This window comes from Alkalihalobacillus sp. CinArs1 (assembly GCF_947387515.1).
Classification (GTDB): Bacteria; Bacillota; Bacilli; order Bacillales; family Guptibacillaceae; genus Guptibacillus.
Genome location: NZ_CANDOB010000002.1, coordinates 42,836 through 69,437 on the forward strand (window position 1 = coordinate 42,836; position 26,602 = coordinate 69,437).

The 26,602-nt window shown below is 41.7% G+C and carries 30 protein-coding genes and 1 other annotated feature; of the genes, 19 read left to right on the plus strand and 11 right to left on the minus strand.

Annotated features, from left to right (window positions below):
* The first annotated feature begins 2 nt into the window (after positions 1–2).
* The 5 genes from sat to PFZ69_RS08740 all read left to right on the plus strand — a co-directional run bounded on the left by sat (position 3) and on the right by PFZ69_RS08740 (position 4,105).
* Positions 3–1,130 carry a sulfate adenylyltransferase gene (gene sat, locus PFZ69_RS08720; RefSeq protein WP_270180690.1) on the plus strand — a complete coding sequence of 376 codons (1,128 nt, stop codon included), beginning with the start codon at positions 3–5 and terminating at the stop codon, positions 1,128–1,130.
* Positions 1,131–1,181: 51 nt separating this feature from the next.
* The gene (cysC, locus tag PFZ69_RS08725) at positions 1,182–1,781 is read left to right on the plus strand and encodes an adenylyl-sulfate kinase (RefSeq protein WP_270180691.1); all 600 of its coding nucleotides are present in this window, start codon (positions 1,182–1,184) and stop codon (positions 1,779–1,781) included.
* An 86-nt stretch (positions 1,782–1,867) separates the two neighbouring features.
* The gene (locus tag PFZ69_RS08730; protein ID WP_270180692.1) at positions 1,868–2,440 is read left to right on the plus strand and encodes a DNA-3-methyladenine glycosylase I; all 573 of its coding nucleotides are present in this window, start codon (positions 1,868–1,870) and stop codon (positions 2,438–2,440) included.
* Complete coding sequence (locus tag PFZ69_RS08735) at positions 2,437–2,796, plus strand: DUF4937 domain-containing protein (RefSeq protein WP_270180693.1); 360 nt, start codon at positions 2,437–2,439, stop codon at positions 2,794–2,796. The genes PFZ69_RS08730 and PFZ69_RS08735 overlap by 4 nt, the downstream gene beginning before the upstream one ends.
* Positions 2,797–2,875: 79 nt before the next feature.
* Positions 2,876–4,105 (plus strand): MFS transporter, encoded by a 1,230-nt coding sequence (locus PFZ69_RS08740; protein WP_270180694.1) that lies wholly within the window; start codon positions 2,876–2,878, stop codon positions 4,103–4,105.
* Here PFZ69_RS08740 and PFZ69_RS08745 read toward each other — a convergent pair.
* The 3 genes from PFZ69_RS08745 to PFZ69_RS08755 all read right to left on the minus strand — a co-directional run bounded on the left by PFZ69_RS08745 (position 4,049) and on the right by PFZ69_RS08755 (position 5,936).
* On the minus strand, positions 4,049–4,840 hold the full coding sequence (locus PFZ69_RS08745; RefSeq protein ID WP_270180695.1) for a helix-turn-helix domain-containing protein: 792 nt from the start codon (positions 4,838–4,840) through the stop codon (positions 4,049–4,051). The genes PFZ69_RS08740 and PFZ69_RS08745 overlap by 57 nt on opposite strands.
* A 29-nt stretch (positions 4,841–4,869) precedes the next feature.
* Positions 4,870–5,487, minus strand: coding sequence for an NUDIX hydrolase (locus tag PFZ69_RS08750; protein WP_270180696.1), 618 nt, complete (start codon positions 5,485–5,487; stop codon positions 4,870–4,872).
* 71 nt (positions 5,488–5,558) lie between these two features.
* Positions 5,559–5,936, minus strand: a complete 378-nt coding sequence (locus PFZ69_RS08755) for a thiol-disulfide oxidoreductase DCC family protein (RefSeq protein WP_270180697.1) — start codon at positions 5,934–5,936, stop codon at positions 5,559–5,561.
* 160 nt (positions 5,937–6,096) lie between these two features.
* Between PFZ69_RS08755 and PFZ69_RS08760 the strand changes: the two genes are divergently transcribed.
* Positions 6,097–7,818 carry a pyruvate oxidase gene (locus PFZ69_RS08760; RefSeq protein WP_270180698.1) on the plus strand — a complete coding sequence of 574 codons (1,722 nt, stop codon included), beginning with the start codon at positions 6,097–6,099 and terminating at the stop codon, positions 7,816–7,818.
* Between the two features lie 41 nt (positions 7,819–7,859).
* Complete coding sequence (locus PFZ69_RS08765; protein ID WP_270180699.1) at positions 7,860–8,240, plus strand: gamma-glutamylcyclotransferase family protein; 381 nt, start codon at positions 7,860–7,862, stop codon at positions 8,238–8,240.
* Between the two features lie 33 nt (positions 8,241–8,273).
* Here the strand turns inward: PFZ69_RS08765 and PFZ69_RS08770 are convergent, their stop codons facing one another.
* Positions 8,274–9,158 carry a DMT family transporter gene (locus tag PFZ69_RS08770; protein ID WP_270180700.1) on the minus strand — a complete coding sequence of 295 codons (885 nt, stop codon included), beginning with the start codon at positions 9,156–9,158 and terminating at the stop codon, positions 8,274–8,276.
* Positions 9,159–9,401: 243 nt separating this feature from the next.
* Between PFZ69_RS08770 and PFZ69_RS08775 the strand changes: the two genes are divergently transcribed.
* Both PFZ69_RS08775 and PFZ69_RS08780 read left to right on the plus strand, forming a co-directional pair.
* A complete protein-coding gene (locus PFZ69_RS08775) occupies positions 9,402–10,226 on the plus strand; it encodes a DUF368 domain-containing protein (RefSeq protein ID WP_270180701.1) in 825 nt (274 codons plus the stop codon).
* Between the two features lie 150 nt (positions 10,227–10,376).
* Positions 10,377–10,898, plus strand: coding sequence for a GNAT family N-acetyltransferase (locus PFZ69_RS08780; RefSeq protein WP_270180702.1), 522 nt, complete (start codon positions 10,377–10,379; stop codon positions 10,896–10,898).
* Positions 10,899–10,942: 44 nt separating this feature from the next.
* Here PFZ69_RS08780 and PFZ69_RS08785 read toward each other — a convergent pair whose 3' ends face one another.
* The 4 genes from PFZ69_RS08785 to PFZ69_RS08800 form a co-directional block, all read right to left on the minus strand.
* Entirely contained in the window at positions 10,943–11,401 is a 459-nt protein-coding gene (locus PFZ69_RS08785; RefSeq protein WP_270180703.1) for a GtrA family protein, read from the minus strand.
* 14 nt (positions 11,402–11,415) lie between these two features.
* Positions 11,416–12,561 (minus strand): glycosyltransferase family 4 protein, encoded by a 1,146-nt coding sequence (locus tag PFZ69_RS08790; RefSeq protein WP_270180704.1) that lies wholly within the window; start codon positions 12,559–12,561, stop codon positions 11,416–11,418.
* A gap of 27 nt (positions 12,562–12,588) precedes the next feature.
* Positions 12,589–13,737, minus strand: a complete 1,149-nt coding sequence (locus PFZ69_RS08795) for an NAD-dependent epimerase/dehydratase family protein (protein ID WP_270180705.1) — start codon at positions 13,735–13,737, stop codon at positions 12,589–12,591.
* Positions 13,738–13,912: 175 nt separating this feature from the next.
* Positions 13,913–14,098: a hypothetical protein gene (locus PFZ69_RS08800; RefSeq protein WP_270180706.1), complete on the minus strand. Its 186-nt coding sequence runs from the start codon at positions 14,096–14,098 to the stop codon at positions 13,913–13,915.
* A gap of 174 nt (positions 14,099–14,272) precedes the next feature.
* Between PFZ69_RS08800 and PFZ69_RS08805 the strand changes: the two genes are divergently transcribed.
* The 3 genes from PFZ69_RS08805 to tyrS all read left to right on the plus strand — a co-directional run bounded on the left by PFZ69_RS08805 (position 14,273) and on the right by tyrS (position 17,429).
* Entirely contained in the window at positions 14,273–14,620 is a 348-nt protein-coding gene (locus tag PFZ69_RS08805; RefSeq protein WP_270180707.1) for a hypothetical protein, read from the plus strand.
* Positions 14,621–14,803: 183 nt separating this feature from the next.
* On the plus strand, positions 14,804–15,736 hold the full coding sequence (hemH, locus tag PFZ69_RS08810) for a ferrochelatase (protein WP_270180708.1): 933 nt from the start codon (positions 14,804–14,806) through the stop codon (positions 15,734–15,736).
* 176 nt (positions 15,737–15,912) lie between these two features.
* Positions 15,913–16,133, plus strand: a binding site (T-box leader).
* A 54-nt stretch (positions 16,134–16,187) separates the two neighbouring features.
* Complete coding sequence (gene tyrS, locus PFZ69_RS08815; protein ID WP_270180709.1) at positions 16,188–17,429, plus strand: tyrosine--tRNA ligase; 1,242 nt, start codon at positions 16,188–16,190, stop codon at positions 17,427–17,429.
* Positions 17,430–17,458: 29 nt separating this feature from the next.
* On the opposite strand, the gene PFZ69_RS08820 is transcribed toward tyrS, so the two are convergent.
* Positions 17,459–18,214, minus strand: a complete 756-nt coding sequence (locus PFZ69_RS08820) for a FixH family protein (RefSeq protein WP_270180710.1) — start codon at positions 18,212–18,214, stop codon at positions 17,459–17,461.
* Positions 18,215–18,475: 261 nt separating this feature from the next.
* Here PFZ69_RS08820 and PFZ69_RS08825 point away from each other — a divergent pair, with 261 nt between their 5' ends.
* Positions 18,476–19,063 (plus strand): YczE/YyaS/YitT family protein, encoded by a 588-nt coding sequence (locus PFZ69_RS08825; RefSeq protein WP_270180711.1) that lies wholly within the window; start codon positions 18,476–18,478, stop codon positions 19,061–19,063.
* 23 nt (positions 19,064–19,086) lie between these two features.
* On the opposite strand, the gene PFZ69_RS08830 is transcribed toward PFZ69_RS08825, so the two are convergent.
* Positions 19,087–19,896, minus strand: a complete 810-nt coding sequence (locus PFZ69_RS08830) for a GNAT family N-acetyltransferase (RefSeq protein ID WP_270180712.1) — start codon at positions 19,894–19,896, stop codon at positions 19,087–19,089.
* Between the two features lie 140 nt (positions 19,897–20,036).
* Between PFZ69_RS08830 and PFZ69_RS08835 the strand changes: the two genes are divergently transcribed.
* From PFZ69_RS08835 to PFZ69_RS08850, 4 genes are all read left to right on the plus strand, one after another.
* Complete coding sequence (locus tag PFZ69_RS08835; RefSeq protein ID WP_270180713.1) at positions 20,037–20,456, plus strand: organic hydroperoxide resistance protein; 420 nt, start codon at positions 20,037–20,039, stop codon at positions 20,454–20,456.
* A gap of 180 nt (positions 20,457–20,636) precedes the next feature.
* Positions 20,637–20,870, plus strand: a complete 234-nt coding sequence (locus PFZ69_RS08840; RefSeq protein WP_270180714.1) for a hypothetical protein — start codon at positions 20,637–20,639, stop codon at positions 20,868–20,870.
* Between the two features lie 147 nt (positions 20,871–21,017).
* Complete coding sequence (locus tag PFZ69_RS08845; protein WP_270180715.1) at positions 21,018–21,725, plus strand: class I SAM-dependent methyltransferase; 708 nt, start codon at positions 21,018–21,020, stop codon at positions 21,723–21,725.
* A gap of 122 nt (positions 21,726–21,847) precedes the next feature.
* Positions 21,848–23,455: a BCCT family transporter gene (locus PFZ69_RS08850; protein WP_270180716.1), complete on the plus strand. Its 1,608-nt coding sequence runs from the start codon at positions 21,848–21,850 to the stop codon at positions 23,453–23,455.
* A 43-nt stretch (positions 23,456–23,498) separates the two neighbouring features.
* On the opposite strand, the gene PFZ69_RS08855 is transcribed toward PFZ69_RS08850, so the two are convergent.
* On the minus strand, positions 23,499–24,308 hold the full coding sequence (locus tag PFZ69_RS08855) for a ZIP family metal transporter (protein WP_270180717.1): 810 nt from the start codon (positions 24,306–24,308) through the stop codon (positions 23,499–23,501).
* A gap of 240 nt (positions 24,309–24,548) precedes the next feature.
* Between PFZ69_RS08855 and nei the strand changes: the two genes are divergently transcribed.
* Together nei and PFZ69_RS08865 are read left to right on the plus strand one after the other, a co-directional pair.
* Complete coding sequence (nei, locus tag PFZ69_RS08860) at positions 24,549–25,385, plus strand: endonuclease VIII (protein WP_270180718.1); 837 nt, start codon at positions 24,549–24,551, stop codon at positions 25,383–25,385.
* 81 nt (positions 25,386–25,466) lie between these two features.
* The gene (locus PFZ69_RS08865; protein WP_270180719.1) at positions 25,467–26,483 is read left to right on the plus strand and encodes a phosphotransferase enzyme family protein; all 1,017 of its coding nucleotides are present in this window, start codon (positions 25,467–25,469) and stop codon (positions 26,481–26,483) included.
* Positions 26,484–26,602 lie beyond the last annotated feature (119 nt).

The following is a 26,602-nucleotide window of genomic DNA, read 5'->3' on the forward strand; positions in this document are numbered from 1 at the left end:
AAATGATTGAACCACATGGAGGGACATTGATTAATAGATATAGACCGGAATATGATTATAGTTCTATATCGATCGAAGTAGCACTCGATGCCGTATCTCTTTCTGATTTATATTGTATCGGTATCGGCGCGTTCAGTCCTTTGCTTGGGTTTATGGGGCGCGAGGATTACGTGAGTGTATTAGATTCGATGACATTGAAAGACGGGACGGTATGGAGTTTACCGATCGTTCTTCCGGTCAGTAGTGAAAGAAGAAAGGAGTTAACTGAAGGAACGAAGGTGAAGCTGGCCTATGATGGTCAAGTTTACGGTGTGTTAGAGGTAGAGGAGACGTTCGAAGTGGACCTCGATCGTGAAGCGATAGCTGTATACAAGACAAATGATCAGAACCACCCAGGAGTATCTCGCCTCATGAAACAGTCAAATGTGTATGTGAGCGGCCCGATCACCTTGACGAAATTTCCTGACCTGCAGTTTCTGGACTATCAGCTCACTCCATCTGAAGTTCGTTCCAAAATCAAGGAATTTGGATGGAATACCGTTGTTGGATTCCAAACGAGGAACCCTGTTCATAGAGCGCATGAGTATATTCAGAAATGTGCGCTTGAGATGGTGGATGGCTTGCTTCTGCACCCATTGGTCGGTGAAACCAAGCAAGGAGACATACCTGCAGATCTACGTATGAAAAGCTATGAAGTTCTTTTAAAGAAGTATTATCCAAACAATCGGACACTCCTCTCCTGCTTCCCAGCAGCGATGCGTTACGCAGGCCCGAAAGAAGCTGTATTTCATGCTATCGTTCGCAAAAACTATGGTTGCTCACACTTCATTGTAGGCCGCGATCATGCGGGAGTAGGAGATTATTACGGCACATATGAAGCACAGGAGATTTTTTCAAACTTTTCGAAGGAAGATATCGGAATCCAACTTCTCTTCTTTGAGCATGCGTTCTATTGCAAAACGTGCAGTGCGATCGCAACGTACAAAACGTGTCCACATGATGATCACGAGAAGCTTATTCTCTCAGGTACGAAAGTAAGAGAGATGTTACGGAAAGGAATAACACCTCCAGCTGAGTTTAGTAGACGGGAAGTCATAGAGGTGCTGATAAAAGGAATGAAAGATTCTTGAGAACAACGATGAATATGGCAGCAGGCGCACATGTCAGAAAGGAGAGTAAGGATGGATAAAAATATTCATTGGCAAAGTCATTCTATCCAGAAGTCAGATCGTCAGCTTTTACACGAACATAAAAGCTATATCGTATGGTTTACAGGGCTTTCGGGATCAGGAAAGTCAACGGTAGCTAATGAACTTGAAAAAGCATTGCATTCAAGAGGGCTTTCTACTTTTCTATTAGATGGTGATAATCTAAGGCACGGACTAAATGCAGACTTAGGATTTCAAGAAGTTGATCGTAAAGAAAACATCAGACGTGTAGGTGAAGTTGCGAAACTTTTTGTTGAAAGTGGGACGGTGGTTCTAACGGCATTCATCTCTCCTTATCAGAGTGACCGCGAGATGGTCAGAAATCTAGTAGAAGCAGATGAGTTTATTGAGGTGTATGTGGATTGTCCGATCGAAGAATGTGAGAAGAGAGATCCTAAAGGTCTCTATGAAAAAGTTCGTACAGGAGAAATAAAGGAGTTTACCGGAATCAGTGCTCCATACGAAGCACCAAAATCCCCTGACGTGGTACTTTACACAGCTATTCATAGTGTTCCAGACTGTGTGCATCAATTAGTAAACTACTTACGTTCAAAGGGTTTGCTGGCGCGATAATCGAACTAAATACTAGTAAAACGTTGAAAACGCATCTTTTATGCGTTTTTATTGTTGTATAAAGTAGATTGTAAGGGGGAAAACGAATGAAACGATGTGCGTGGGTGTCAGATGAAAAAATCTATATCGATTACCACGATCATGAATGGGGAGTTCCTGTTTATGATGATCATAAGCTTTTTGAAATGTTGATCTTGGAAGGCGCACAGGCTGGATTGAGCTGGATCACGATCTTAAAGCGACGAGAAAACTACCGTGAAGCTTTCGATCATTTTTCCGTAGAGAAAGTGGCATCTTATAGCGAAGAAAAGATACAAGATTTGTTATCGAATGAAGGTATCATACGGAACAAACTCAAAGTTCGTGGTGCAGTGAAAAATGCAAACGCCTTTATCCAAATTCAAAAAGAGTTTGGAAGTTTTTCATCTTACATATGGTCATACGTTGATGATGAACCGATCATCAACAGATGGCGTTCGAGTGAAGAGGTACCTGCACAGTCGGACTTAAGTAAAGCCATCAGCAAAGACCTGAAAAAAAGAGGCTTCACCTTTGTAGGTCCAGTGATTATTTATAGCTTCATGCAGGCGGTAGGGTTAGTGAATGACCATACATTAAATTGCTTCAAACACCCAGAGAATGGGGCGGGACAATCGTGATTTTAAAAAAGATCGTCTGTACCGTAAAGAGTGGAAAAGAAGTCGTTTTTTCAAAGGGTCAGGAAAAGTGGAGCGCCATAGCGGAGTGTTCAGGATTCATCGCTCAACACGGGGGCTGGGTAAAGGAACGAGAGAACGTAGCGGTGATAGGGGCTTTATGGAGAAATCATAAAGCATATGATGACTTTATGGAGAACGTTCATGATTCGATCTATGAACAGGGCCAAGAAGGGTCAATAGATGAAATCGAAGTTCGTATAGAGGAATGTGATTGGCAAGATGGAGAGAACACATTAAAAGAGTGGCTCATGTCACAGCATGTATCTCTCGAAAAACGGTGGTCTGTTGTGAAGTAACATCTTGCTGTAAGAGATAGCAAGATTACATAAGAAAATACACCTCCATTTTCCTTATGATGAAAATGGAGGTGTTCTTATGTATAAAGAGGTTCTCTTAAATAAAACGATCCGTTACTATCTGCTTGGGGGAGGAATATCGAAGCTAGGTGATGTTCTATCAGGGATGGCTTTCTTATTTCTCGCTTATGACTTAACAGGATCCAAAACATTAACGACTGGAATGGCCATCGCGGAAACGGCTCCATATCTTCTATTTGGATTGGTTGGAGGAGTAATCGCTGACTGGGTCCAAAAGAAAAAGTTGCTCATCGTTCTAGATTTAGTAAGGATTCCACTCGTAGGGTCTGTGGTTCTTCTCTACTACATAGACGCCTTACACTATATCTTCTTACTAGTGATCAGCTTTCTTATCCAAACGATCGGGTGTTTCTTTAATCCAGCTCATCGTGCTCTCCTCCCACTCATTACGAATGAAGAGCAAAGAACCGTTGTGAATAGCTTGAACGATACGCTCAGTAGAGGCGTTACAGTACTCAGTCCAGTCATTGCGATTTGGCTCCTCTCTTCTTACGGTGCAGTGCATTTCTTTACGATCGATGCTGTGACCTATGCGATCAGTTCATTCTGTATTTGGCGTTTACATGTAACGGAAGTAAGGAAAGTGGGCAAAAAGTCAGTGAAGATGGCAGTAAGTGCCATTGTGGAGTTTAGTAAATGGGCTAGAAACCATGTGTCGATTCGAAACCTCTTTTTCTTTACATTTATGATCGTCTTCTTAAATACGTGGGTGTGGGAAGTGGGCATGTTACTCGCACTGTCGGAATTAACGGACAGAAGCGAAGAAGTATTTAGTATGGTTCAAGGGGTTTTTGGGGCAACGGTTATTGTTGCGAATATGATCATTCCATTTGTTTTTAAGAAGATGAACCTAGGAACTTATATGATCGGTTCATCGATATGGGGTGGTGGCGTGCTATACTACGGCTTATTCTATGATGTAGAGCATTTCGTAATCGGAGCGATGTTAGTTGGGATCGGTATTCCAATCGCGGGGCTAGCTAGAGTATATATTCTTCAGACGCTCGTACCAGAAGAGATGTTAGGGAGAGGGTTTAGTACGAACGCTGTTCTTCTCTATCTTGCGAACACGGTATCGCTCGCATTATTTGGAGCACTCGCAGCTTTCATCCCGATCCAAACGCTTATGGTTGGAAGCGGCTGTCTCATGATCGCTGCGAGTGTAGGGTATTTAGTGGCGGTGAAGGCGAAAATGGGAAGGCGTTCTTCCGTACAGTTTTTTAAATAATTTATTATACGAAGAAAGGTTCGTAAATCCAGACTGTAACGCGATTTCTAAAATCGTATCATTGGAATGATAGAGCGCTTCTTGACTTCTTATAAGGCGATAAAGCTGAAGCCATGAATAGGGTGAGATGCCGTATGTCTCTTTAAAAACGTGTGCGAATTGATACTTTGATAATCCGCATAGTCTTGCGAGCTCGTCTAGGGTCCAGTTTGCAGAATAATCATCCTTGATCGCTTCGATCGCTTTAGAGAGTGAAGGTGAAGAATGGTATGACAAGTGCGTCTGATGTGAGCCAGGTCCATGCTTCATCAGCAAAAGTACGAGTTGAGGAACGCTGTGTTCTAGGAAATAAGAAGCCTCTTCTTGAGTGGCGTCCTGCATCGTCGCTCTTACGAAAGAAGCCCACCGTTCGATTTGTGGATGGTAGTAGTTTATTCCCGCAAATTCTGGAATGCTGCTTTCAGCGTATAGCTCCTTCATCACACGATAGAAGAGCGACTGATCGAGTTCGATCAAGAACTTTTCGTTCGTCACCTCTAACTGCCTGTGAGGTTCATTAGGGTTTACGAGGTAAAACTGTCCTTTATTAATCGAAATGTCTCCTCGTTGCGTTTGATAGCGCCCTTTTCCTAGATGTGAAAAGATAAACTTATAGCAGCTGTCACTACGCCAATTCCGTTCATGAAGGTGATCGTTTCGCAGTAGCAGTATCCCGTTTTCGTATGGCGTGATCATCGTTATACTCCTCTTTCTTTACAACTATTTTAATCATAGACGACAGGTTTTGAAGGGTTCTTTAGAAAATCGAATAACAAAGCAATCTGAGATTCTGTCGTCCTTCCCGTCGAGAGGGGTGGCAGATCCTTTCTCGAGAAAAATCCACTTCCACTCGTTTCGATGCTATCAGTTGGAGAACCCCCGATTCGTTCACATTGAAAAATAATCTTATATGTATGATAAGGAGATGGTGGATGAGGGTGCTTCGATTTATCGAGTACGGCGAGAAGTCTTACTACGTTCACGTGATACCCAGTTTCCTCATATACCTCCTTTACAGCTACTTCCGCTGCTGTATAGCCAATGTCACTCCATCCACCAGGAAGAGACCACTTTCCGTCTTCTTTCTCTTGTACTAATAGTATTTTTCCGTTTTGAAAAATTGCCGCACGAACGTCCACTTTAGGTGTCTGATAACCTGTTTCATTCGCGAATAAGTTTTCGATCGTTGCCATATCGTATTTCGTATATGTCTCCATTATTTCTGTACTTAATTTACGCAGTTCCAAGTACCGCTCATAGTCATATGGATCTTTCGTATACGTTAATCCAGCTTGCGCGATGGACTGCATTTCTTTTGCCCAGTCTAGCCATTTCTCGCTCATGAAGGTTCTCCCTTAGTATAGTTTTCTACTAGAAACTACTTCTCGAGCGACAGAAAAAAACCTGCTTATGATCACTCATAAACAGGTTCAGGATAACGACCAAACCATTCGTATCGGTGTTTTGAAAACCATTTATAAAGTGGCGAACCGATTCGATCGAGGTAAGGTAAATATAAAAATAAGCTTAATGGTATCGTGATCGGTAATGCTAGGAGCAGCCTTCTGACTGTAGAAAATCCTGAATATAGTCGGCCGGATGCCGTCAACATATGTATTTCATCATACATAAGATCGTGGCGATATTGCATATAAGGATAAGCTTCAGGATTGCTTTCTACTTCTTGTACAGAAATCCATTCGATTTGTCCACGCCAGTCCAGCTTTTGAAGAGTCTTTTTCACATTAAAACAAAGTGGACATTGTGCATCATAAAAAACGAGATGTTTCATAAGGGAGCCTCCCAATCGGAAATTTGGAATCCTATTCTTTACATTTCACTTTATTGAAGGAAATTAAACAATAGAACCCACCTTTGTAGTAAAAAAGTTTCGCAATACCTCTGAAAGGGAAGGTGAAACATTATGAAATGATGCGGAGGAGGAATAAAAAATGTTTGATAAAAGTACGGGAGAGATCCTTTTATATACGTTATCAGAATGGGGAGTCGATCATGTATATGGGCTTCCGGGTGACTCGATCAACCATTTTGTTGATAACCTACGTTCTGCTGAAGATCGTATGAGATTCATCCAAGTACGCCATGAAGAAGTTGGTGCGCTATCAGCTGCTTCGTATGCGAAGATAACCGGTAAGATCGGCGTATGTTTATCCATTGCAGGTCCAGGTGCGATTCATCTTCTGAATGGGCTATATGATGCGAAAGCGGACGGGGTGCCGGTTCTTGTCATAGCGGGACAAGTCGACAGTACGCAGCTTGGGACAGATCAGTTTCAGGAAGTGAATCTTGAGAAAATGTTCGACGATGTATCAGTGTTCAATAAACGGGTTCAGTCTGCAGAAACCTTACCTGACTTGGCAAATCAGGCGATTCGAACAGCTGTTGAAAAAAAGGGTGTGGCTATCCTTACGATTCCCGACGACCTTGCAGCCGAAAAGGTGAAACAGAAGGTTAAAAACACATCACTGATACATTCGAAGGCTGTTATTCATCCCGACAATTCAAACTTACAGGATGCACTACAGCTACTGAATGATGCAAAGAGACCTGTGATCTTAGCAGGTAAGGGTGCAAAGCATTCAAGAGAGGAACTGTTACAGTTCGCTGAGAAAATCGCTGCTCCAGTCATTTTGAGTCTTCCAGGAAAGGGCACGATTCCCGATGTTCATCCTTACAATTTAGGTCAGCTAGGTCAAATAGGAACAAAGCCAGCATACGAAGCAATGGAAGAAACAGATCTTCTCATCATGGTAGGCACGTCGTTTCCTTACAGAGACTACTTACCGGATGATGCGAAGGCGATTCAACTCGATATCGAGCCAACTCAAATCGGAAAACGATACCCTATTACAGTAGGGTTGATCGGAGATGCGAAGTGGACGCTCTCTTACTTAGCAGAACACTGTCACTATCAAGAAGACAGGGACTTTATTGAGAAGTGTCAGGAGAATATGAAAAACTGGTGGACACATCTAGAAAAGATTGAAGCGGAAAAATCATCACCGATAAAGCCTCAGGAAATCATGCCACAGCTGCAAAAAGTCGTCGATGATGATGCAATCTTGTCTGTGGATGTTGGAAATGTAACGGTTTGGACAACGAGACACTTCCGCGTAACAAATCAAACGTTTATTCTCTCCTCCTGGATGGCTACGATGGGCTGCGGCCTGCCTGGAGCGATCGCAGCAAAGATTGCGCACCCTGAACGTCAGGCTGTAGCGATATGTGGAGACGGTGGATTCTCCATGGTCATGCAGGATTTCTTAACTGCGGTAAAATATCAGCTGCCCATGATGGTCGTTCTATTTAACAATGAACGTCTCGGCATGATTAAATATGAACAACATGCAATCGGTAATTTGGATTATGAAACAGAGCTTAAAGACTTTGATTACGCAGCTTTCGCTCGTACAGCAGGCGGGGAAGGATATCGTGTTGAAAAGCATGAAGAACTACTGCCAGCTTTCGAAAGAGCGGCAAAATCAACTAAGCCTGTTATCGTCGACATCATGATTGAAGACCAAGCTCCTCTTCCAGGTAAAGTTACGTATGAACAAGCTTCAAGTTATTCAAAATACATGTTGAAGAAGGCCTTCGAAGAGCAGGAACTCGACATGCCGCCGCTGAAGAAAGCGTTGAAGCGAATTTTCTAAAAGCAAAAGTCCGCCAATGGCGGGCTTTAGGAGTCGGTTACATGCATATCGTATTTGTATATGGAACATTAAGAAAAGGTGAAAGTAACCACCGTGTTATTGAAGGAGCAAGGTTGCTTGAATCGTACAGTTGGACGAGCGGGAAGCTATATGACACAGGTGCAGGTTATCCTGCGCTGTTTCAATCAGAAGAAGGGGTCGTCTACGGAGAAGTCTATGAAGTGAACGACACGTTTCTCTCACGAATCGATGTGCTAGAAGGGTTTCAAGAGGGAAGAAGAGCGAACCTGTATGACAGGATCATTCAACCAGTCTATTCGAAAGGGAAGCAGTACGATGCGATCACCTATGTTATGAAAACAAAACCTTCAACTTTTAGGAAAATCGATAGTGGTAATTGGACAGAATATAGACGAAATTAAAAGAGGTAGCGTCTTATCAGACGCTACCTTTTCTTAATTAGAAGTGCGCAATGCTCTTTTTTCGATCTTCGCTTCATGGTTGTTTCGTAAGAACATGTAGAATGAAGCAGAGAAGATCACGATATAACCGAGTATACTTAATAGATCAGGAACTTGTCCGAAGAGAACGATACTGATCAAAGCTGAGTACACGACCGTGGAATAAAAGAAAATTGAAATCTCTCTTGCTGGTGCGAACTTATAGGCCATTGTGATACCGAACTGTCCTAGTGTTGCAAAGGCCCCTGCAAGAAGAAGGTATATGAGCTGAATGGTTTCCATCGGTTCATAAAACACAATAACAAACGGTAGTAGTACCACCGTTGAGAAAAATGAAAAGTAGAAAACGACCGTATAGAACTTCTCCTTTTGACCAAGCACACGGAGAACGGTGTAAGCTCCAGCCGCAAAAATCGCAGATAGTAAACCTGAAATATATGGGATTGTTTCAATTGAAAATTGCGGTTTAATAATCAATAATGTACCAATGAATGCAACGATGATCGCAACGATCTGAAACGTCCTAGCTCGTTCTTTCAAAAAAAGTGCGGAAAAGATAATAAGCAGGAATGGGCTGAGCTTGTTGAGCATATCGGCATCTGATAACACAAGATGATCGATCGCATAAAAGTAAAAAAGTATTCCTAACGTTCCGAGTGTGGAACGTAGTAATAAGAACTTTTGGTTTTCTTTTTTGCCAAAGAGGCGTTCTTTATAATACATAACAAATCCAAATGATATAACAGCAGACACTGCATTACGAAACATCGTCTTTTGTACCGTCGGTAGATCACCTGACAGCTTTACAAAAGCGGCCATCATCGCAAAACCGAACGACGATACGAGTAACAAAAGGATGCCTTTATTTCGATCACTCATCAAATTCCTCCAGTGTATAAAATCAAAAATTACCTCTATCACTTTACTGTATTTCGTGGTGGATTATCAACTCAAGACGTTTCGCAATTAGGCAAAAATTGAAGGTTCGTTTCGAAGGTTTGTAGGATTAGGATAACCCATACCTACTAACTAAAACCGAAAGAAAGGTTCCGCTCAAGGTTACAAGTAAATGCATGCAGGGTATGGAACCATTACATATATGGATAAAGGAGAAGCATAGTCATGTTTAGATGGAAGAACATATATAGAGGATTATTAATGGGGATCAGTGACTTGATACCTGGTGTTAGTGGAGGTACCATTGCGATGGTACTCGGGATTTACCGCCGTTTGATCAACGGCATCAACGGCTTGATGAGTAAAAATTGGAAGAAGGAACTTGGATTCTTCATCCCTCTTCTTGTCGGGGTAGCTCTTGCGATCATCTTAGTGAGTAAGGTGATGGAACACTTATTAAATCATTATCCCCAGCCTACATTTTACTTTTTTATTGGGCTGATCATTGGGGTCATTCCATTTCTATTGAAGAAGGTTGAGTTTAAAGAAACGTTCAAACCTCGTCATTATCTCCTACTTGTGATTGCAGCAGTGTTGATTGCTTCTACGATCGTTTTTAAAGGAGACCATTCCGGAGCGGTGAAAGAAAGCCTACAGCTTAATGATTATATCGTTCTATTCTTTTCAGGGTGGCTTGCGAGTACTGCGATGATTTTGCCTGGCGTAAGTGGCTCGTTCGTATTGTTGCTGTTAGGTTCGTATCAGACCGTTATCCACGGGCTGTCTTCTTTTCAGATTCCGCTTATTCTGACAGTAGGAGCAGGGATCATTATTGGATTAAGTTTAACAGGAAAGGCGATTTCTTTACTGTTGAATAAATACACCGTCTCGACATATGCCGTTATGATTGGACTCGTTATCGGCTCAGTCGTTGTTCTTTATCCAGGGTTCAAGCCTGATGCTACTATTGCGACTGCGAGTATCATGACACTGCTGCTCGGTCTTGCAGCTGCTTATTTGCTTGGAAAAATAGAGCATAAGCAAGGTTGATAGAGAACTCCAGAGGAGCACCGCTTGCTTTCCTGCGTACGGGAGAGTCAAGCGGTCTTCACTCTTGGAACCGTCTGTTCTACTATTGAAGGAATTCGATTAGGTGATAGGGAATACAAACACAACCTTTTTTCGAGAGAGGAGTCCTCAATGAAAACGCACTTTACTAAGATTGAACAACCTACAACACTCCTCGTCGATATGTATAATCGATGGGAGAATGATCGGTCGTTAGTTCCGTTGATTCGTCCTAACAAGAACATAAAGGAACTAGAAACCCGTAGAAAAATAACAATGATCGATCTAACAGAGCGGTTGAATCACTTACATATTTATTTGATTTATTATAATGATGTCTTGGTCGGGGAAATGAACTATATGGTCGATCCGAACCACCTTCTGAAAAAAGTGCGCAAAACGGCTTGGATCGGAATAACGATTGGAGAAGATGAAGCACGTGGACACGGTGTAGGCTATGAAGCGATGAACTTTTTAGAAGAAGAAATAAAAAAAGCTGGACTCAAACGAATTGAACTTGGTGTGTTTGAATTTAATACTCGAGCACAGCAACTGTATAAAAGATTAGGATATAAAGAATTCGGACGTCTTGACGATTTTACATATTGGGACGGAAGAATGTGGGCAGATATTCGAATGGAAAAGTATGTGTAGAGTTGAATTAGAAAAAAGCGAATCCAGCAGTGGATTCGCTTTTTTTAATTTTGATGTTGCTTCTTCGTACGAGGAAAGACGATATGCTTCATCATAAAGAAACTTGAGGCGGAAGAAAGAAACATCGCGAGCCCTTTTGCGATATTCCGTTCGATATAGTTTGGGAACGAGAGCCATTTGAGGTCGAACAGAAACAGAGCACCATAGAATACGAGGTTACTGACTCCAAGAGCGATCACGGCTTGTATTAAAAACAGGATGACCTGCTTTCGGTCATGAATGGCTTTGGAAGGGAAGGTTAGCTTCGCATTCCAAAAGTAGCTGTTTGTGATCGCGAGTGTATATGCAATTGTGTTGTAGAAAATGAGCTGGATTCGATCATCTGTTGGAAACAACAGCATGAGCAGGTTGAGTGCGCCAATATCCACTAGAGCATTCATGATGCCGATCGCACTAAAGCTTATTACCTGCTTTGAACCTTTGCCTATTTGACTCTGTTTCATAATTTAACCTCTATCTATTGGATCGCCTGCTGTCCTTCTTGCTCCTGACCAAGATCTAGTGCTGATTCGTAGATATCGAGAAGCTGCTGAGCAGGACCGTGCCAGCCGAAAGCTCTTGAATGAGAAAAGGCTTGTTTTGACATGCGTTTGAGAAGGTCGTCTTCCTCTAGTCTGGAGATGGTACTTGTTAAGTTCCCATCTTTACCAGATTGATAAAGAAGACCTGTTTCCCCGTCTTCTACTTGTTCGTTCGTCGGACCCGATTCCGCTGCGATGACAGGAAGACCACTCGCCATTGCTTCTAAAATCACAAGTCCCAATGTTTCTGTTGTTGATGGGAACATGAACGCATCTGAGGAAGCGTAGGCCGTTGCAAGCTCTTCACCATGCATAAAGCCTGTGAATGTCACATTGCTTAAGTGAGAGAAGTTCTTCTCAAGCTCTTCTCTGTACGGACCGTCTCCAATGATCGCAAGGTGAGCGTCTTGCTTTTCCTCCAACATCGGAATCAATGTATCGATTTCTTTCTCAAATGCGAGGCGTCCAACAAAGAGGAGAAGCGTTTTATCAGCGTTTCCGTTCGTTAACCGCTCTCTCATTTCCTGATTACGGAGTTTCGGGTTAAACCTTTCTGTATCGACGCCACGTTTCCATAATTGAACGTTATAGAAGTTTTGCTCATTGAGTTCTTCTAATATAGCTTTTGATGTACAGAGGTTTAAGTCTGCTTGATTGTGCATTCTTCGAAAATGCCACCATAGAAGGGGCTCCGCCCACGGTACATTGTAGTAATCAGCATATTTTGGAGCATGCGTATGATAGGAAGCGATAAGAGGAACCCCGAGCTTCTTCCCATATTTAATACCTGAATACCCCATGAATGCGGGATTCACGACGTGAACAAGGTCAGGGTTAAAGTCTTCAAGGTATGTTTTGATCAATCGCGTCGGCATTCCAAACTTTCGGTGCTTGTACAAGAAAAAGGTACGAGGCTTAACCCCATCGAAACGAATATTCCTATAGCTTCGTACCCCTAAATCTGGAGCAATAACTTGGATTTCATGTCCTTGATCGATTAAATAATCGATTGAAGCACGCAATCGTGTTACGACCCCATCTGTGGAGGGGAGGAATGTTTCAGTGACGATGGATATTTTCATAGTTACACCTCTCGTTTAGTCTTCGACTTACTTCCAAGTAACGTTCGGAAGTACATTTTCTTTTAACACTCTATCTTTGTATTTAAGCGCAGTATCGAGCGTATTTGAAATGTGTTCATCTGTTAATAAGCATGGTTCAAGACCTAGGTCGATCAGGTTCGTGTTAACCGCATGATAATAGTGTTCTTCCTTCTCGACACGCGGATTCTCCAAGTGATCGATCGAAATATTAAGTCCTTTCGCTTCTGCCACACGCTGTACTTTTTCAGCTAGTTCTAGGACAGAGAACTCTTCTGTAAACTGGTTGAAGACGCGGAACTCCCCTTTGTCAGCAGGGTTCTCTGCAGCGATTTCAACGCAGCGGATTGTATCTTGAATGTTAAGGAATGCTCTTGTTTGTTTCCCGGAACCGTAGACCGTTAAGTTATGGCCGATCGCTGCCTGAATGATGAACCGGTTCAATGCGGTTCCAAACACACCGTCATAATCAAGACGATTGATCAAGCCTTCATCCATGTCAGCTTCATCTGTATGAAGGCCATACACGATTCCTTGGTTCAGATCAGTTGCTCTGATTCCCCAAATTTTGCAGGCAAATTGGATGTTATGACTATCATGGACTTTTGAAAGGTGATAGAACGAGCCTGGCTGTTTTGGAAATGGAAGAACGTCTTCGCGCCCTTTGTGTTCGATCTTTATGTATCCTTCTTCAATATCAATGTTAGGCTGACCGTATTCGCCCATTGTGCCCAATTTTATTAAATGACAATCAGGTGTGACTTCTTTAATCGCATATAGTACGTTTAAATTGCCAACGACGTTATTCGTCTGAGTGAATACCGCATGTTCTCTGTCGATCATAGAGTATGGAGCAGAGCGCTGTTCAGCAAAATGAACGAATGCTTCTGGCTGTACTTGTTTGAAGATCTCTTTAAGAAAATCGTAATGCATTAAATCACAGTCATAAATATGGATGCGGTTGCCACTCTTTTCTTCCCAAAGTTTTACCCGTTCTTCTAGAGTTAGAATCGGTGTTAAAGAGTTTGAGCGGAGTTCTTCATCCCACTTGCGGCGAACCATGTTATCTAGGATCGTTACATCGTGTCCTTGTTTAGATAAGTAAAGCGCTGTTGGCCATCCGCAAAAACCATCTCCACCTGCAACAATAATTCTCATAGATTTTACCCCCATCACAATGGTCAATTTTGTACTGAAATGCTTGCTATATCACAATTTACGATAGCACTCATCATGTACTGATTCAACTAAGGACCCCTAATTTACGAAAATTTTAAGAAAATCAGTTAATTTCAGTTGAATGATGGAGGAAATCTGAGAGTGAGACGGTTTGTTAACGGTCTTCATCCTTATTGCCCGTTACATCGATGGCTGCTGTGTTGTTGTTTAGATAAGAAGTTGGAGTAGAATCGTTCTTCTGCTTCTCGGAATAAAAGGCTTCATTGATCGCTTCATCAACGTTTACCTCATCATGCCCCTTTTTGTATTCGTCCTCACGATTGAGTTTACTCTTTTTCATATTGATCCTCCTATGTGTATGGAATAGCGGTAGTTTATGTTAGTTGAAGGGAGATTAATCACGATATTTCGTTTGGAAAGGAATATTAGAAAGGCGATTTGTTTTGAATGATTAAGACTTCTTTGTAACGGGAATCAAGTTACAGTGAGCCAAACAAAAAAGGAGTCGATAGAGATGAGTAAAACATTACAAGCCTATTTTCCAACGGAGAACGAAGCAGAAAGTGCAAAGGAAGATATGAAGAATTATTCTGTCACTAGTGCTTCAGTGGAGGAGATTAAAGAGGATAAGGATCTATCGGTCGACGCCCCGGATTCAGGTCAAGGGTCCGCAACAGAAGCTGGTGCAAACAACGATTTGTTTTTCTCCAACGAAACTCCAACAGGTAAGCAAGAGGAGAATGCAGATCCTGAACATAATGAGAAGCACTTCAACTATGTGCTATCTTTTGAAACCTCAGAAGATGATGATACAGAGCTCCGAGAAATCGTTACAAAGCATAACGGAGCGATGGAAAGGTAAGGATGAAAGGGAGTTAGGCTATAGCCTGATTCCCTTTACTATGTAACGACACAAAACGTTACCATTTAGAATATGTTATTCCCTTTGAATCGATTGCTGAAAAAGGGTATACTTCAAACTAGACGATAATCATTATAACTAGATATTCAATGTAATCCTTAAATTTGGAAGGGGAACACATACATGGCAAAGAAAACAATGGGTCTTCTTGTGATGGCATACGGTACGCCATACAAAGAAGAAGATATTGAACGGTATTATACACACATTCGTAGAGGTAGAAAACCAGCCGACGAACAGCTTCAAGATTTAAAAGATCGTTATAAAGCGATCGGTGGTATTTCACCTCTTGCTAAAATTACTGAGGACCAAGCTTACGGACTAGGTGCTCATCTGAATGAAATTCAGGATGAGATCGAATTTAAAGTATATATCGGTTTAAAACATATCGAGCCTTTCGTTGAAGATGCAGTTCAGCAGATGCATGAAGATGGCATCGAAGAAGCAGTAAGTATAGTACTAGCACCACATTTCTCAACGTTCAGCATCAAGTCATACAATGGACGTGCGAAAGAAGAAGCAGAGAAAATTGGTGGACCAACGATTACATCTGTAGAGAGCTGGTACGACGAGCCGAAGTTTATTTCCTACTGGGCTAAACGCATCAAAGCGATCTTTGATAACATGTCTGATGAAGAGCGTGAGAAGGCAGTCCTAATCGTATCTGCTCATAGCCTTCCAGAAAAAATCATCGCTAACGGTGATCCATATCCAGATCAGTTAAAAGAAACGGCTGACCTAATTGTAGAACAGTCAGGAGTTAAGAACGTTGCGATCGGCTGGCAGAGTGAAGGAAATACGCCGGATCCATGGATTGGACCTGACGTACAAGATCTTACGAGAGACTTACACGAAAACCACGGCTACACGTCGTTTGTGTACGCACCTGTTGGTTTCGTAGCTGATCATTTAGAAGTGCTATTCGACAATGACTATGAATGTAAAGTCGTGACAGATGAGATCGGTGCAAACTACTATCGACCAGAAATGCCGAACGCAAAAGGTGAGTTTATCGATGCGATGGCCACAGTGGTTCTAAAGCAATTGAATCAATAACGAGATCAGCGGTCTTAGACCGCTGTTTTTTATGTTCGGCAAGAATAGTAATATTCGTATTCAAAGCTTGGTGTTATTTAAAGGTTATGGTAAAGCGAGTACGTACTGTTTCATCTTTCTATAAATAAAACAATTGACAATACCTTTTATTGAAGCTAAAGTTATTAAAATAAATGAAACAGGCGAAGAAGAGGATGCAGTAGCGTTATACGATGTGTAGTGTCAGAGAACCAGTGGTCGGTGCGAACTGGTACAGCGTATTCGTGAATTACCCCTCAGAGTCTTTCTGATGAACATCGTAGTAGTCAGAAACGGTGAATTCCGTTATCGTAATTGAGCTGAAAGACACGAGTGTCTTTAATCAGGGTGGTACCGCGTGATAAGCCACGTCCCTACTTAGATGTAGGGGCGTGGCTTTTTTGCATAAAATGAAAACAGGAGGTCGAAAGGAATGGGCATGATCGAGAAGTTAACGAATGAACAACGAAAGGAAATGGAAAGGCAGTATGCGGTCTATACTCACGGAACGAGCGAAGTCGTTCCTTTGGATGAACTGAAGGAAAAGATTGCAAAATCGATCATCACAGGCCGCCCGTTGAAAGTAAAACTAGGCCTAGATCCATCAGCACCAGATGTCCATATCGGACATACTGTCGTTTTAAATAAACTCCGTCAGTTTCAAGAAAATGGACACATCATTCAGCTTATCATCGGAGATTTTACTGGTAAGATCGGTGATCCGACTGGAAAATCGGCGGCGAGGGTACAGTTAACGGATGAAGAAGTAAAGAGGAATGCGCAAACCTACCTCGATCAATTTGGAAAGGTAATCGATCGAAGCAAAGTAGAGCTTTTTTATAATGCATCATGGCTTTCGGAACTAAAATTCGAAGATGTCATCGAACTAGCAGGTAAGATTACTGTCGCTAGATTGATCGAGCGAGATGATTTTGAGAAGAGAATCAACGCAGGTAAGCCGGTATCTCTACACGAATTCTTTTACCCTCTTATGCAAGGGTATGATTCCGTGCATCTCGAAAGTGACATCGAGCTAGGCGGAACCGATCAATACTTTAACGTTTTGATGGGAAGGCATTTACAGGATCAATTTGGAAAAGAAAAACAGGTAGTGTTAACGATGCCGCTATTAGAAGGATTAGACGGCGTAGAGAAAATGTCGAAATCCAAGGGGAATTACATCGGGATTGCAGAGAAGCCGACAGACATGTATGGAAAAGCGATGTCGATACCAGATGAGCTCATTTCAAAGTATGTCGAACTCATCACAGATCTTGAACTAGAGGAAAAGGTTTCGATTCGAACAAAGCTTAAAGATGGCACCCTGCACCCTAAGGAAGCGAAAATGCATCTTGCTAAAACCATCGTCACGATGTTTCATGGGAAAGATGAAGCTCTGATGGCGGAAGAGCAGTTTAAGAATGTATTTCAACAAAACCAGCTTCCTTCTGATATTGAAGAAGTGAAGTGGAGTGGAGATGAAAAGACAAGTGTGCCAGCTCTCATAGTAGCACTCGGAATGCTCCCATCTACGAGTGAAGCGAGACGTATGGTGAAGAATGGCGGAATCAAAATCGATCAACAAAAGGTTACGGATAGTTCTGCCGTCGTGACGGTCAAAGACGGTATGATCGTTCAAGTTGGAAAACGAAAAGTCAAAAAAATAACGCTATAAAAAAATCCCCCATATATGGGGGATTTCATTTATTCAGTCACAGTTAGACTTTCTTCTGTATGTTCATGTAAGCCTTCATCATTTTCAGCATGAATCGTTACAGTGTACTCTCCAGCTTCTTCTAACGTAACAGTTCCTTGATACTCACCATCTTTTGTTTCCTCTGTCTTAATCCACTGTGCTTTTTCTTCACCAGTCTTAGAAATTTCAAATCGAATCGAAGCATCTGTTAAAGGTTGATTATCTTTTTGAAGATGAGTTGTTAATGAAATTTCTTCATTTGCCTTAATGGTATCTGGCTTCATCAAGTGAAACGAAACAGCATCCCCGTGGTGGGCGTGTTCTTCATGACTTTCATGATCTTCATGATTTTCTGATGCGTCCTCAGAACCAACTTTCACTTTGCTCTTTGGCATCGTATGTAGGTCTCTTGCAGTTACATGTGATTGCACAACGTACGTTCCATCTTCATCGATCGTTTTCTTTACAGTGTAGACACCTTCACCATCGTGAGTGGCTTCTATCATTTCGCTATTGTCTTTGTCGCCTTCTTTCCATACTTCAAACATCACTTCGTTTGCGTCTTCAACTTTTTCATCACCTTGCGTAACGGTAGCGCTAAATGTGAGTTCCACACCTGTTTTGGCAGTTTCGGGCGTATCTAAGACAACATCTATCGGTTGAGGATCGGCCGTTCCACTTTCCTCTGTATCGTTGCTATTGTTCTGCCCGCAAGCTGCAAGCACGAGAATGAGTAACAGCATGAACATACTTACTTTTTTCATATAAGACATCCCTTCATTCAAAAACGTATGTAAAGCTTCATTATTGCCAAACAAGGGGTTAGGCAAACAAGCTTCTCACTACTAATAGTAGAAAAGATGGTAGAGGTTCTCAAGTGTTTGTGAGTTGGAGTTGTGTCGACTTGATGACAAAGAGTGATGAGGTGTGAATTAGTTGAAAGTAGAAATAGAGGTTGATAGGATATAAGGAATCAAAATACACGAAGTGGAGGGGCTAGTATGTGAAAACGTTTTGCTATTTATGTGACAGGATTAGGGTTACTTACTTTAGGGATCTCGCTCTCAGTCATTTCAAAGCTTGGAACATCCCCATTCGATGCACTTCTTGTCGGGTTATATAAAACGGTAGGCTTATCGATTGGAAGCTGGGAAGTGATCATCGGTGGATGCATGGTGCTGTTTAATGCCATTGCAGAGGGGAGAAAGCCTGAGCTTCTTGCATTATTGACCTCTTTAGTCACAGGGGTAGGGATCGATGTATGGATGCATCTATTAGGAAATAACGTGATGCCGACAAGTGTCGTCGAACAAAGTCTCCTTTTACTATTAGGTTTGCTGCTGAGTGGTCTCGGTATCGCGGTTTATTTACAATCGAACTTTGCTCCAATCCCCATTGATCGAATGATGTTTGTTGTGAAAGATTTAACTGGGGTTACCTTGCCGTATTCAAGAGCATTGATCAGTATTTTTCTCGTTATCCTAGCGTTCTTCTTCAATGGGCCTATCGGGGTGGGTACAGTGTTAAATGCCCTTTTCATGGGTGTTTTGATACACCTCTTTACTCCAGTAAGTGCAAAAGCCATTCGCAAATTGAGGTTCACTCCATCATAAAAGCGGTCTCTAAGGACCGCTTTTTATAGTTTCATTGCAAATTTTGTTTCAAAGGTAGACATCGTCCATTTTTCAATCTCACGAAATCCGATGCGTTTGTAGATGTTACCAGCTTCAGGATTATCATAAAAGAGGCAGAGGTCTTTGCCTTCTGTTAAAACGTCATAGCATAGCTTCATCATACATTTCGTTGCATATCCTTTACGTTTAAAGCCAGGGCGCGTACATACTCCTACGATCATGGCAGATTGAGAGTTTTCTGCGGCAGTGGAGGCAGCTGTAACGACCTGTCCATCGATCGTCATATAGTAGGTTCTAGAAATCCCTTTGTCTAGATTTCTCTGTTTTTCTTCTACTGTTTCAGAAGAATTGAATTCATCGATCGCGTTATGAAGGTCGTGAATGCTTGGAATATCTTCTGTAGTAGCTATTCTTACATCTTCTAAGTTTGTTAGTGAGAGCTTTTCAACATTATCACACTTAGCATAATACATTTTTCTCTTTGATTTAACAGGGTGCGTAATGTGGGCTTCCACCTGTTCTGTAACCCGCTCTAAACCAGATACCATAAGAAAGTCTTGATCCTCTGAAATGATGGATGCGAAACCAGCAGCATCAAACTCGTTCGAAGCAAAAGGGATGTAGTTTTTCTCATATTTTAAGAGAACAGCCCGCAATTCTCCTTCACTAGAAAAGTCGCCCCATAATTTTTGAAAGGGTTGGTCATAACCGAATGCTTCGATATCTCCAAGAATAAATAAGTTTTCAGCAGCATACGGCGTTAATAATGAAATACATGCCTTATGGTCCGCTTCCGTTAATCTTCTAATCATCACTCCGGCCTCCTTTTCCTTCTTTAAGGAACTATTTTACAGAAGATTTGAAAAATGTAAATCATTTTCTCATGATAGTTTAAGAGTGCCTTCGTAGAGGTAAATACACCATGTATACTTATATAAGGAGATGATGTTCGATGAGTAAAGTACTATTCACTTCAAAGGCAACTGCTGAAGGCGGCCGTCAAGGAACTGTAAAATCTTCTGATGGTTTAATCGATATGAATCTTGTGATGCCGACAGAGAACTCTGATGAAAAGGGTACGAATCCAGAGCAGCTGTTTGCAGCAACATACTCTGCTTGCTATGATGGCGCGTTGAATCTTGTCGCATCGAATAATAAGAAAGAAATCGAATCGAAGACAACAGCTGAAGTTAGTTTCTTAAAAGATGAATCAGACGGTGGTTTCAAAATTGGAGTAACACTGAACGTAGAAGTGAAAGGTGTTAGTCAGGAAGATGCTGATATGCTTACGAAGGAGGCCCACAAAGTGTGCCCTTATTCAAAAGCAACTCGTGGAAACATCGATGTAGAAATTAACGCAAAAGCGGTCTAACCATCTGGTAACAGGCTATCGAGTGTACTCGGTAGCCTTTCTTTTGTTCAATTAGACGTTAGGTAAAAAAGAGAAACAGACATAATTACCCAGTTTAGTTTGTATTCTAAAGGGTAAGCAATCGGTAAGCCCTGCTTCCTCCAGGAGTACAGGTTATTTTAGTTGAAAGGGGAAAGAGCCGTGAAGCAATCCGTGGGTACGTTCAACCACAGGTATTCAGTGGTGCTGTATCAAATAGAAACAGCTGTGAAGAAGTCTAAAAGCCTGACTCAAAAGAATGTCGATATTCGGAAGCTGTCACAGATGACAGGATTTTCTGAAGAGCAGATTCTAGAAGCAATGGAGTTCGGAGACCCTTCTTTCAAATTAAACCGGCCATCTCTTCCAAAGCAGAATATTCATATGCAAGTCTAAATATGACCTCTTTGGAGGGACAGGTCTTAGACCATTTCTTAGTTATCAAAATCGACCACTGGTCGATTTTTTTTGTTCTCCGAAAAGGGGGAGTGCGGGAGTTTGTCGAAGGAGGTTTACTAAGGAAATGTAAATGGAGGCGTGTTTATGAAGGTTACGAACGCTACAGGAGATATCAAGACGAATGAAGATCTTATGAATCTACTTGATTCTTTGTTAAGAGAACCAACATCGTTTTGGGATAAGTTTTATGAAGATAGAGAAAAGCCGATTCCTTTTTTTAAACAAGTTCCTGATGAGAATCTGGTTACATGGCCTATCCCGAAAGGGCGCGTGCTTGAAATTGGCAGCGGTCCAGGACGAAATGCGATATATCTTGCTAAGCATGGCTTTGAAGTAGATGCTGTCGATTTGTCACGAACTGCGATTCAATGGGGTACGGAGAGGGCGAAAGAAGAAGAAGTAGATGTAAACTTCATTCATGGTAGTTTATTTGAACTTAAGGTAGACCCTGAAAGCTATGACTTCATCTATGATTCTGGGTGTTTTCATCACCTCCCACCTCATCGACGGATAAGTTACGTAACGTTCATTCAGAAAGCTTTGAAAGTCGATGGATTATTCGGTTTAACATGTTTCACGCCTGATGGGCCACTAGGCGGATCGACCATGAGTGATCAGGAGGTTTATGAAGAGCGGTCGTTACAAGGTGGACTAGGTTATTCAAAGGAAAGGCTGCAATCCATTTTCGAAGCCTTTAGTGAGGTTGAGATCAGAGAGATGAAGGAATCATCTGATCCGACTCTATTTGGTGTGAATGGTTTGATGGTTGCACTGTTCAAAAAAACAGAATAAGTAGAAGTATTCTAAAACAGTGGTTAAGAAACTGTAGTAAAAGGGTACTAATATTTAGGAGATCGATGCTACATAATTTGGAAAAGAACTGAAAGGATTACCATTCAGTTGGAAAGGACGGGATGATGAAAAGAGAAAAAGCACAGCAAAAAGGACCAGTTTTCTGGGTTTCAGCAGTTGTCATCTTACTACTCGTAATATGGGGTGCGGTCGTTCCTGAGTCGTTCGCGTCAGTCGCAAACAGCGTCTATTCATTCACGACAGATGCGTTCGGATGGTTTTATTTACTTTCTGTGGTGTTTTTTGTTTTGTTCTGTGTGTATCTAGCAATTAGTAAGTATGGTAAGATCCGTCTGGGAAAAGATGGAGAGCGTCCGGAATACCCATTTTTCACATGGATTGGGATGTTGTTCAGTGCAGGTTTCGGTGTTGGACTCGTATTCTGGGGTGTCGCAGAACCGATGACGCATTTTGCGAATCCTCCCGCAGGCTTTGGCGTTGAAGGAGAGACTGAGCAGGCTGCTAAGCTAGCGATGAGGTACTCCTTTTTTCATTGGGGAGTTCATCAATGGTCTGTCTTTACAGTAGTCGGCCTCGTTATGGCATACTTTCAATATCGTAAAGATCGGAAAAGCTTAATAAGTGAAACGATCTCAACAGGGACACCTGCTAAAAGGAAGAAATCCTGGAGAGGCGTCATCAACATTCTCGCTGTTATCGCAACAGTAATGGGTGTTGCAACGTCACTCGGATTCGGAATTCTTCAAATCAATGGCGGATTAAACTATATGTATGATCTACCACAGAATGCGACGGTTCAGATCATCATCACTGCATTACTGCTCGTTTTGTATATGACTTCGTCTACAACAGGCTTGAACAAAGGAATCAAGTACTTAAGTAATCTGAACTTAGCTCTTGCATTAGGCTTGATGCTATTCGTTTTATTCTTAGGACCGACAGTATTTATTCTTGAGAGCTTTACAGTCGCAGCTGGTGGTTACATTCAGAAGTTTATCGAGATGAGTTTTTATATGACTCCATATGAAGGCGGCACCTGGGTAAAGGATTGGACAGTGTTTTATTGGGCGTGGGTGATCGCTTGGTCTCCATTTATCGGATCGTTCGTAGCAAGAGTGTCGAGGGGTCGATCCATTCGAGAGATGATCTTTGGTGTGTTGATCGTTCCACCGTTCATCGCGATGGTGTGGATCGCTGTATTTGGTGGAGCAGCATTTCACCTTGACCTGTTTCAAGGCACAGCAATTGCAGATGCTGTAAATGAGGATGTGACGAGTGCATTGTTCGTTACACTAGAAGAATTCCCATTAACGACGATTCTTTCAGCGCTCTCGATCTTCTTAATCTGTATTTTCCTAGTAACATCAGCTGACTCAGCAACCTTCGTTCTCGGTATGATGACGTCGGATGGTAATTTAAATCCTTCTCTTTTCTCAAAACTTGTTTGGGGAACACTCATTGCAGCGATTTCAGCCGTATTGATCATCAGCAGCGGCTTGCAAGGATTACAGACAGCATCACTTGTGTCCGCTCTGCCGTTTACTGTTATTCTTATCATTATGTGTATCAACCTCTTTAAAGCAGTGAGGCGAGATTTGAAGTCTTATGAGGTACAAAAAGAAAGAAACTTACTAAACAAACTCAATTCGACAACGAATAAGCAAAAAACAAAGATAAGCAGGCAGAACGATGATACTCATCATATGTGATGAACCATAACGAACCCCCGCGTTATTTCACGCGGGGGTTTTATTATCCTAGTGCAACGTCAAGGACCATCATGACAGAGAAGCCAACTAACAGTGACATTGCAGCAAGTTGAACATGCCCTCTTTCTTGAGAACCAGGAATCACTTCTTTTGCTACTACAAAGATCATTGCTCCAGCCGCAAAGCTCAGTGCATAAGGAAGGAGCGGGTGAATGATCATGACAGCAAGAGCACCGATCACAGCGGAGATCGGCTCGACCATTCCTGAAAATTGACCGTAGAAAAAGCTTTTCCCCTTCGACATGCCGTCACGTCTTAAAGGTAAGGATACGGCAGTACCTTCAGGAATGTTTTGGATGCCGATACCGATCGCAAGGGCGATTGCACCGGAAAGTGATGCTGTTGAGAAATCTGCAGCAAGAGCACCAAAAGCCACACCGATCGCAAGTCCTTCTGGTATATTGTGTAATGTCAATGAGAAAACGAGCATAGCAGTACGGTGCTTCGCCTTCTTGTCTTTTATATCTTTAAAATATAGATTCTCATCGATCATTGGAAGGACACGGTCCACTAAAAGTAGAAACACGCCTCCTAGTAAAAATCCGACTACAGCCGGAATATAACCAGGGACGCCCTGTTCTTCAGCCATTTCAATTCCTGGACTTAGAAGTGACCAGAAACTAGCTGCGATCATGACGCCGCCTGCAAAAGCAAGCATCGAATCGAACAGCTTCTGGTTCACTGATTTTGTAAAAAAGACCACAGCCGCGCCGAGAGCTGTCGATCCCCAGGTAAATAACGTAAAAAGTAACGCTTGGAAAACTGGGCTTAAATCCATAAACCAGTTAATCATCGTTAAGCCCTCCTTCAATATGATTTATTTTCATATCCACATATTTTTTGCATATAGGAAAAATCTATACATCACAGTGTAAAGGGCTCGTTTCGGCGTTGTCAATGTAAAGGCTTCGTACTCCGCATATCATGTGAAAGTGCGTTATTTTCTTTTACTATTACTTACCCGCTGCTGTTTTATAAGCAGTGATTTAGGGAAGATTTTACAACATGATCGTAGAAAGAAGGGAACGACGTTATGCCAGAAGGTCCTGAAATTAGAAGAGCGGCTGATGAGGTTGAAAAAGCGCTTAAGAATAGAACGATAATGGAAGTGAAATTTGCATTTGAGCATCTTAAAGGATACGAATCTTTGCTTGAAGGAGCAGAAGTGCTGAGGGTAGACACGAAAGGGAAGGCGATGCTTATCCGTTTCAGCAATGACTTTACGATTTACTCACACAATCAGCTATATGGAAAATGGTATATACGAAATGTATATAACTATCCAAAAACAAATCGGCAGTTACGGCTTGCAATCCATAATGAAAAAAAGTCTGCGTTGTTATACAGCGCTTCTGACATTGAAGTATTGCGTAATGAAGAAGTGCCTCATCATCCATTCATATCGAAAGTTGGACCAGATCTATTAAGTGAAGAAGTGACGGTACAAGAACTGAAAGAACGATTTAGCTCAAAGCGGTTTTATCGAAAAAAGTGGTCTTCTTTATTGCTAGATCAATCTTTTGTTGCTGGAATTGGAAATTATTTAAGAAGCGAAATCATGTACGTTGCTGGTATCCACCCGGATTTAAGACCAGTGGATTGCACGGAAGAAATGATTACAAAAGCAGCAGAAGCAACGATAACGTTAGTTGAACGCTCTTATGTGCATAAAGGGATTACAAATGATATTGAGCTTGCTAAAAAGCTTAAGGAAAGTGGCGAAAAGCGTCGGCAGTACAGACACTGGGTTTTTAATCGCGAAGGTGCACCGTGCAGGATCGATGGCACTGAAATTAAGAAAGTGATCGCAGGATCAAGAAGGCTCTACTATTGCCCGACATGTCAGTCAAAGAGTCATGCTCATCTCTAAAACAGAAAACGACTTTGAGGAAGGAATGAAGTTGTTTTTTGGTGAATGTACAAGAGGGAGTGAGATAAATGAGGTGAGCAAATGGAAGCACGTGTGGAAAAATGTTTTAATGAAGCGGTTCTAGTGCAAGCTCTAGAAAAATTCGGAGCGGACCGTCATCGTTATAAGAAGTTGGGTGATTTTGAGAACTATGTATTTGAAGTAGATGTTAATGGTCCATCAATCTTAAGGTTAACGCATAGTTCACATCGTTCTATGGAAGATGTTAAAGCTGAATTGCACTGGGTAAACTTTTTGCATGACCATGAAATAAATGTATCGAGAGCACTTCCTTCTAAAAATGATCACTTTGTCGAAGAGATCGAAGTTGAGGATGGTTCCTTCTTTGTATCCTTGTTTGAAAAGGCACCAGGTCGACAATTGAAGAAGAACGATGAAGTATATGGACAAGAATTATATGAAGTATGGGGAAGAACGATTGGTAAGATGCATCACGCGACAAAAGATTATCATCCTGAAGGTGCTCATCGAGAGCATTGGGATGAAGAAGACTTGTTGCAGTTCGAGAAATACATTTCTGAAGAAGATGGGAATATCATCTCTCAAGGGAAAGCTTTAGTAAGGGAGATACAAGCGCTTCCGAAAGAGAGAGATACGTATGGACTCCTCCATTCTGACATACATGCAGGAAACTTCTTTTATTATGAAGGAGATATTCATGTATTTGACTTTGATGATAGCTCATATCACTACTTCGTTAGTGATATTGCTATTCCGCTGTATTATACGGTATGGGGAGGCTTGCAGGGTGAGGATCGAGAAACGAGAGCTCAATTTGCCGAAACGTTTCTTTACTCTTTCCTAAAAGGCTACTTAAAAGAAAATACTGTGGAAGCTGAATGGATTAAGAAGATACCTTTATTCTTAAAATTAAGAGACTACATTCTATATTCAGTGCTACATAAGAAATTTGATGTGATGAATATGAGTGAAGGTGAACAACAAATGCTGAAGCAAGTCAAAGATAGGCTAGATGAAGGCGAACCAATCGCTCAGCCATCTTATGAACGACTTCTCCAACGTTTGTCGAAAAAATAAAGATAGGATTAATTTTAACGGTAAAGGGAAATGAGACAGAAGTACTGCTTTTTCAAGCTGAGTCTATAGATTTGAGCATACCCTTTCATTCTTACGGAAAGAATACTATAATGAAAATT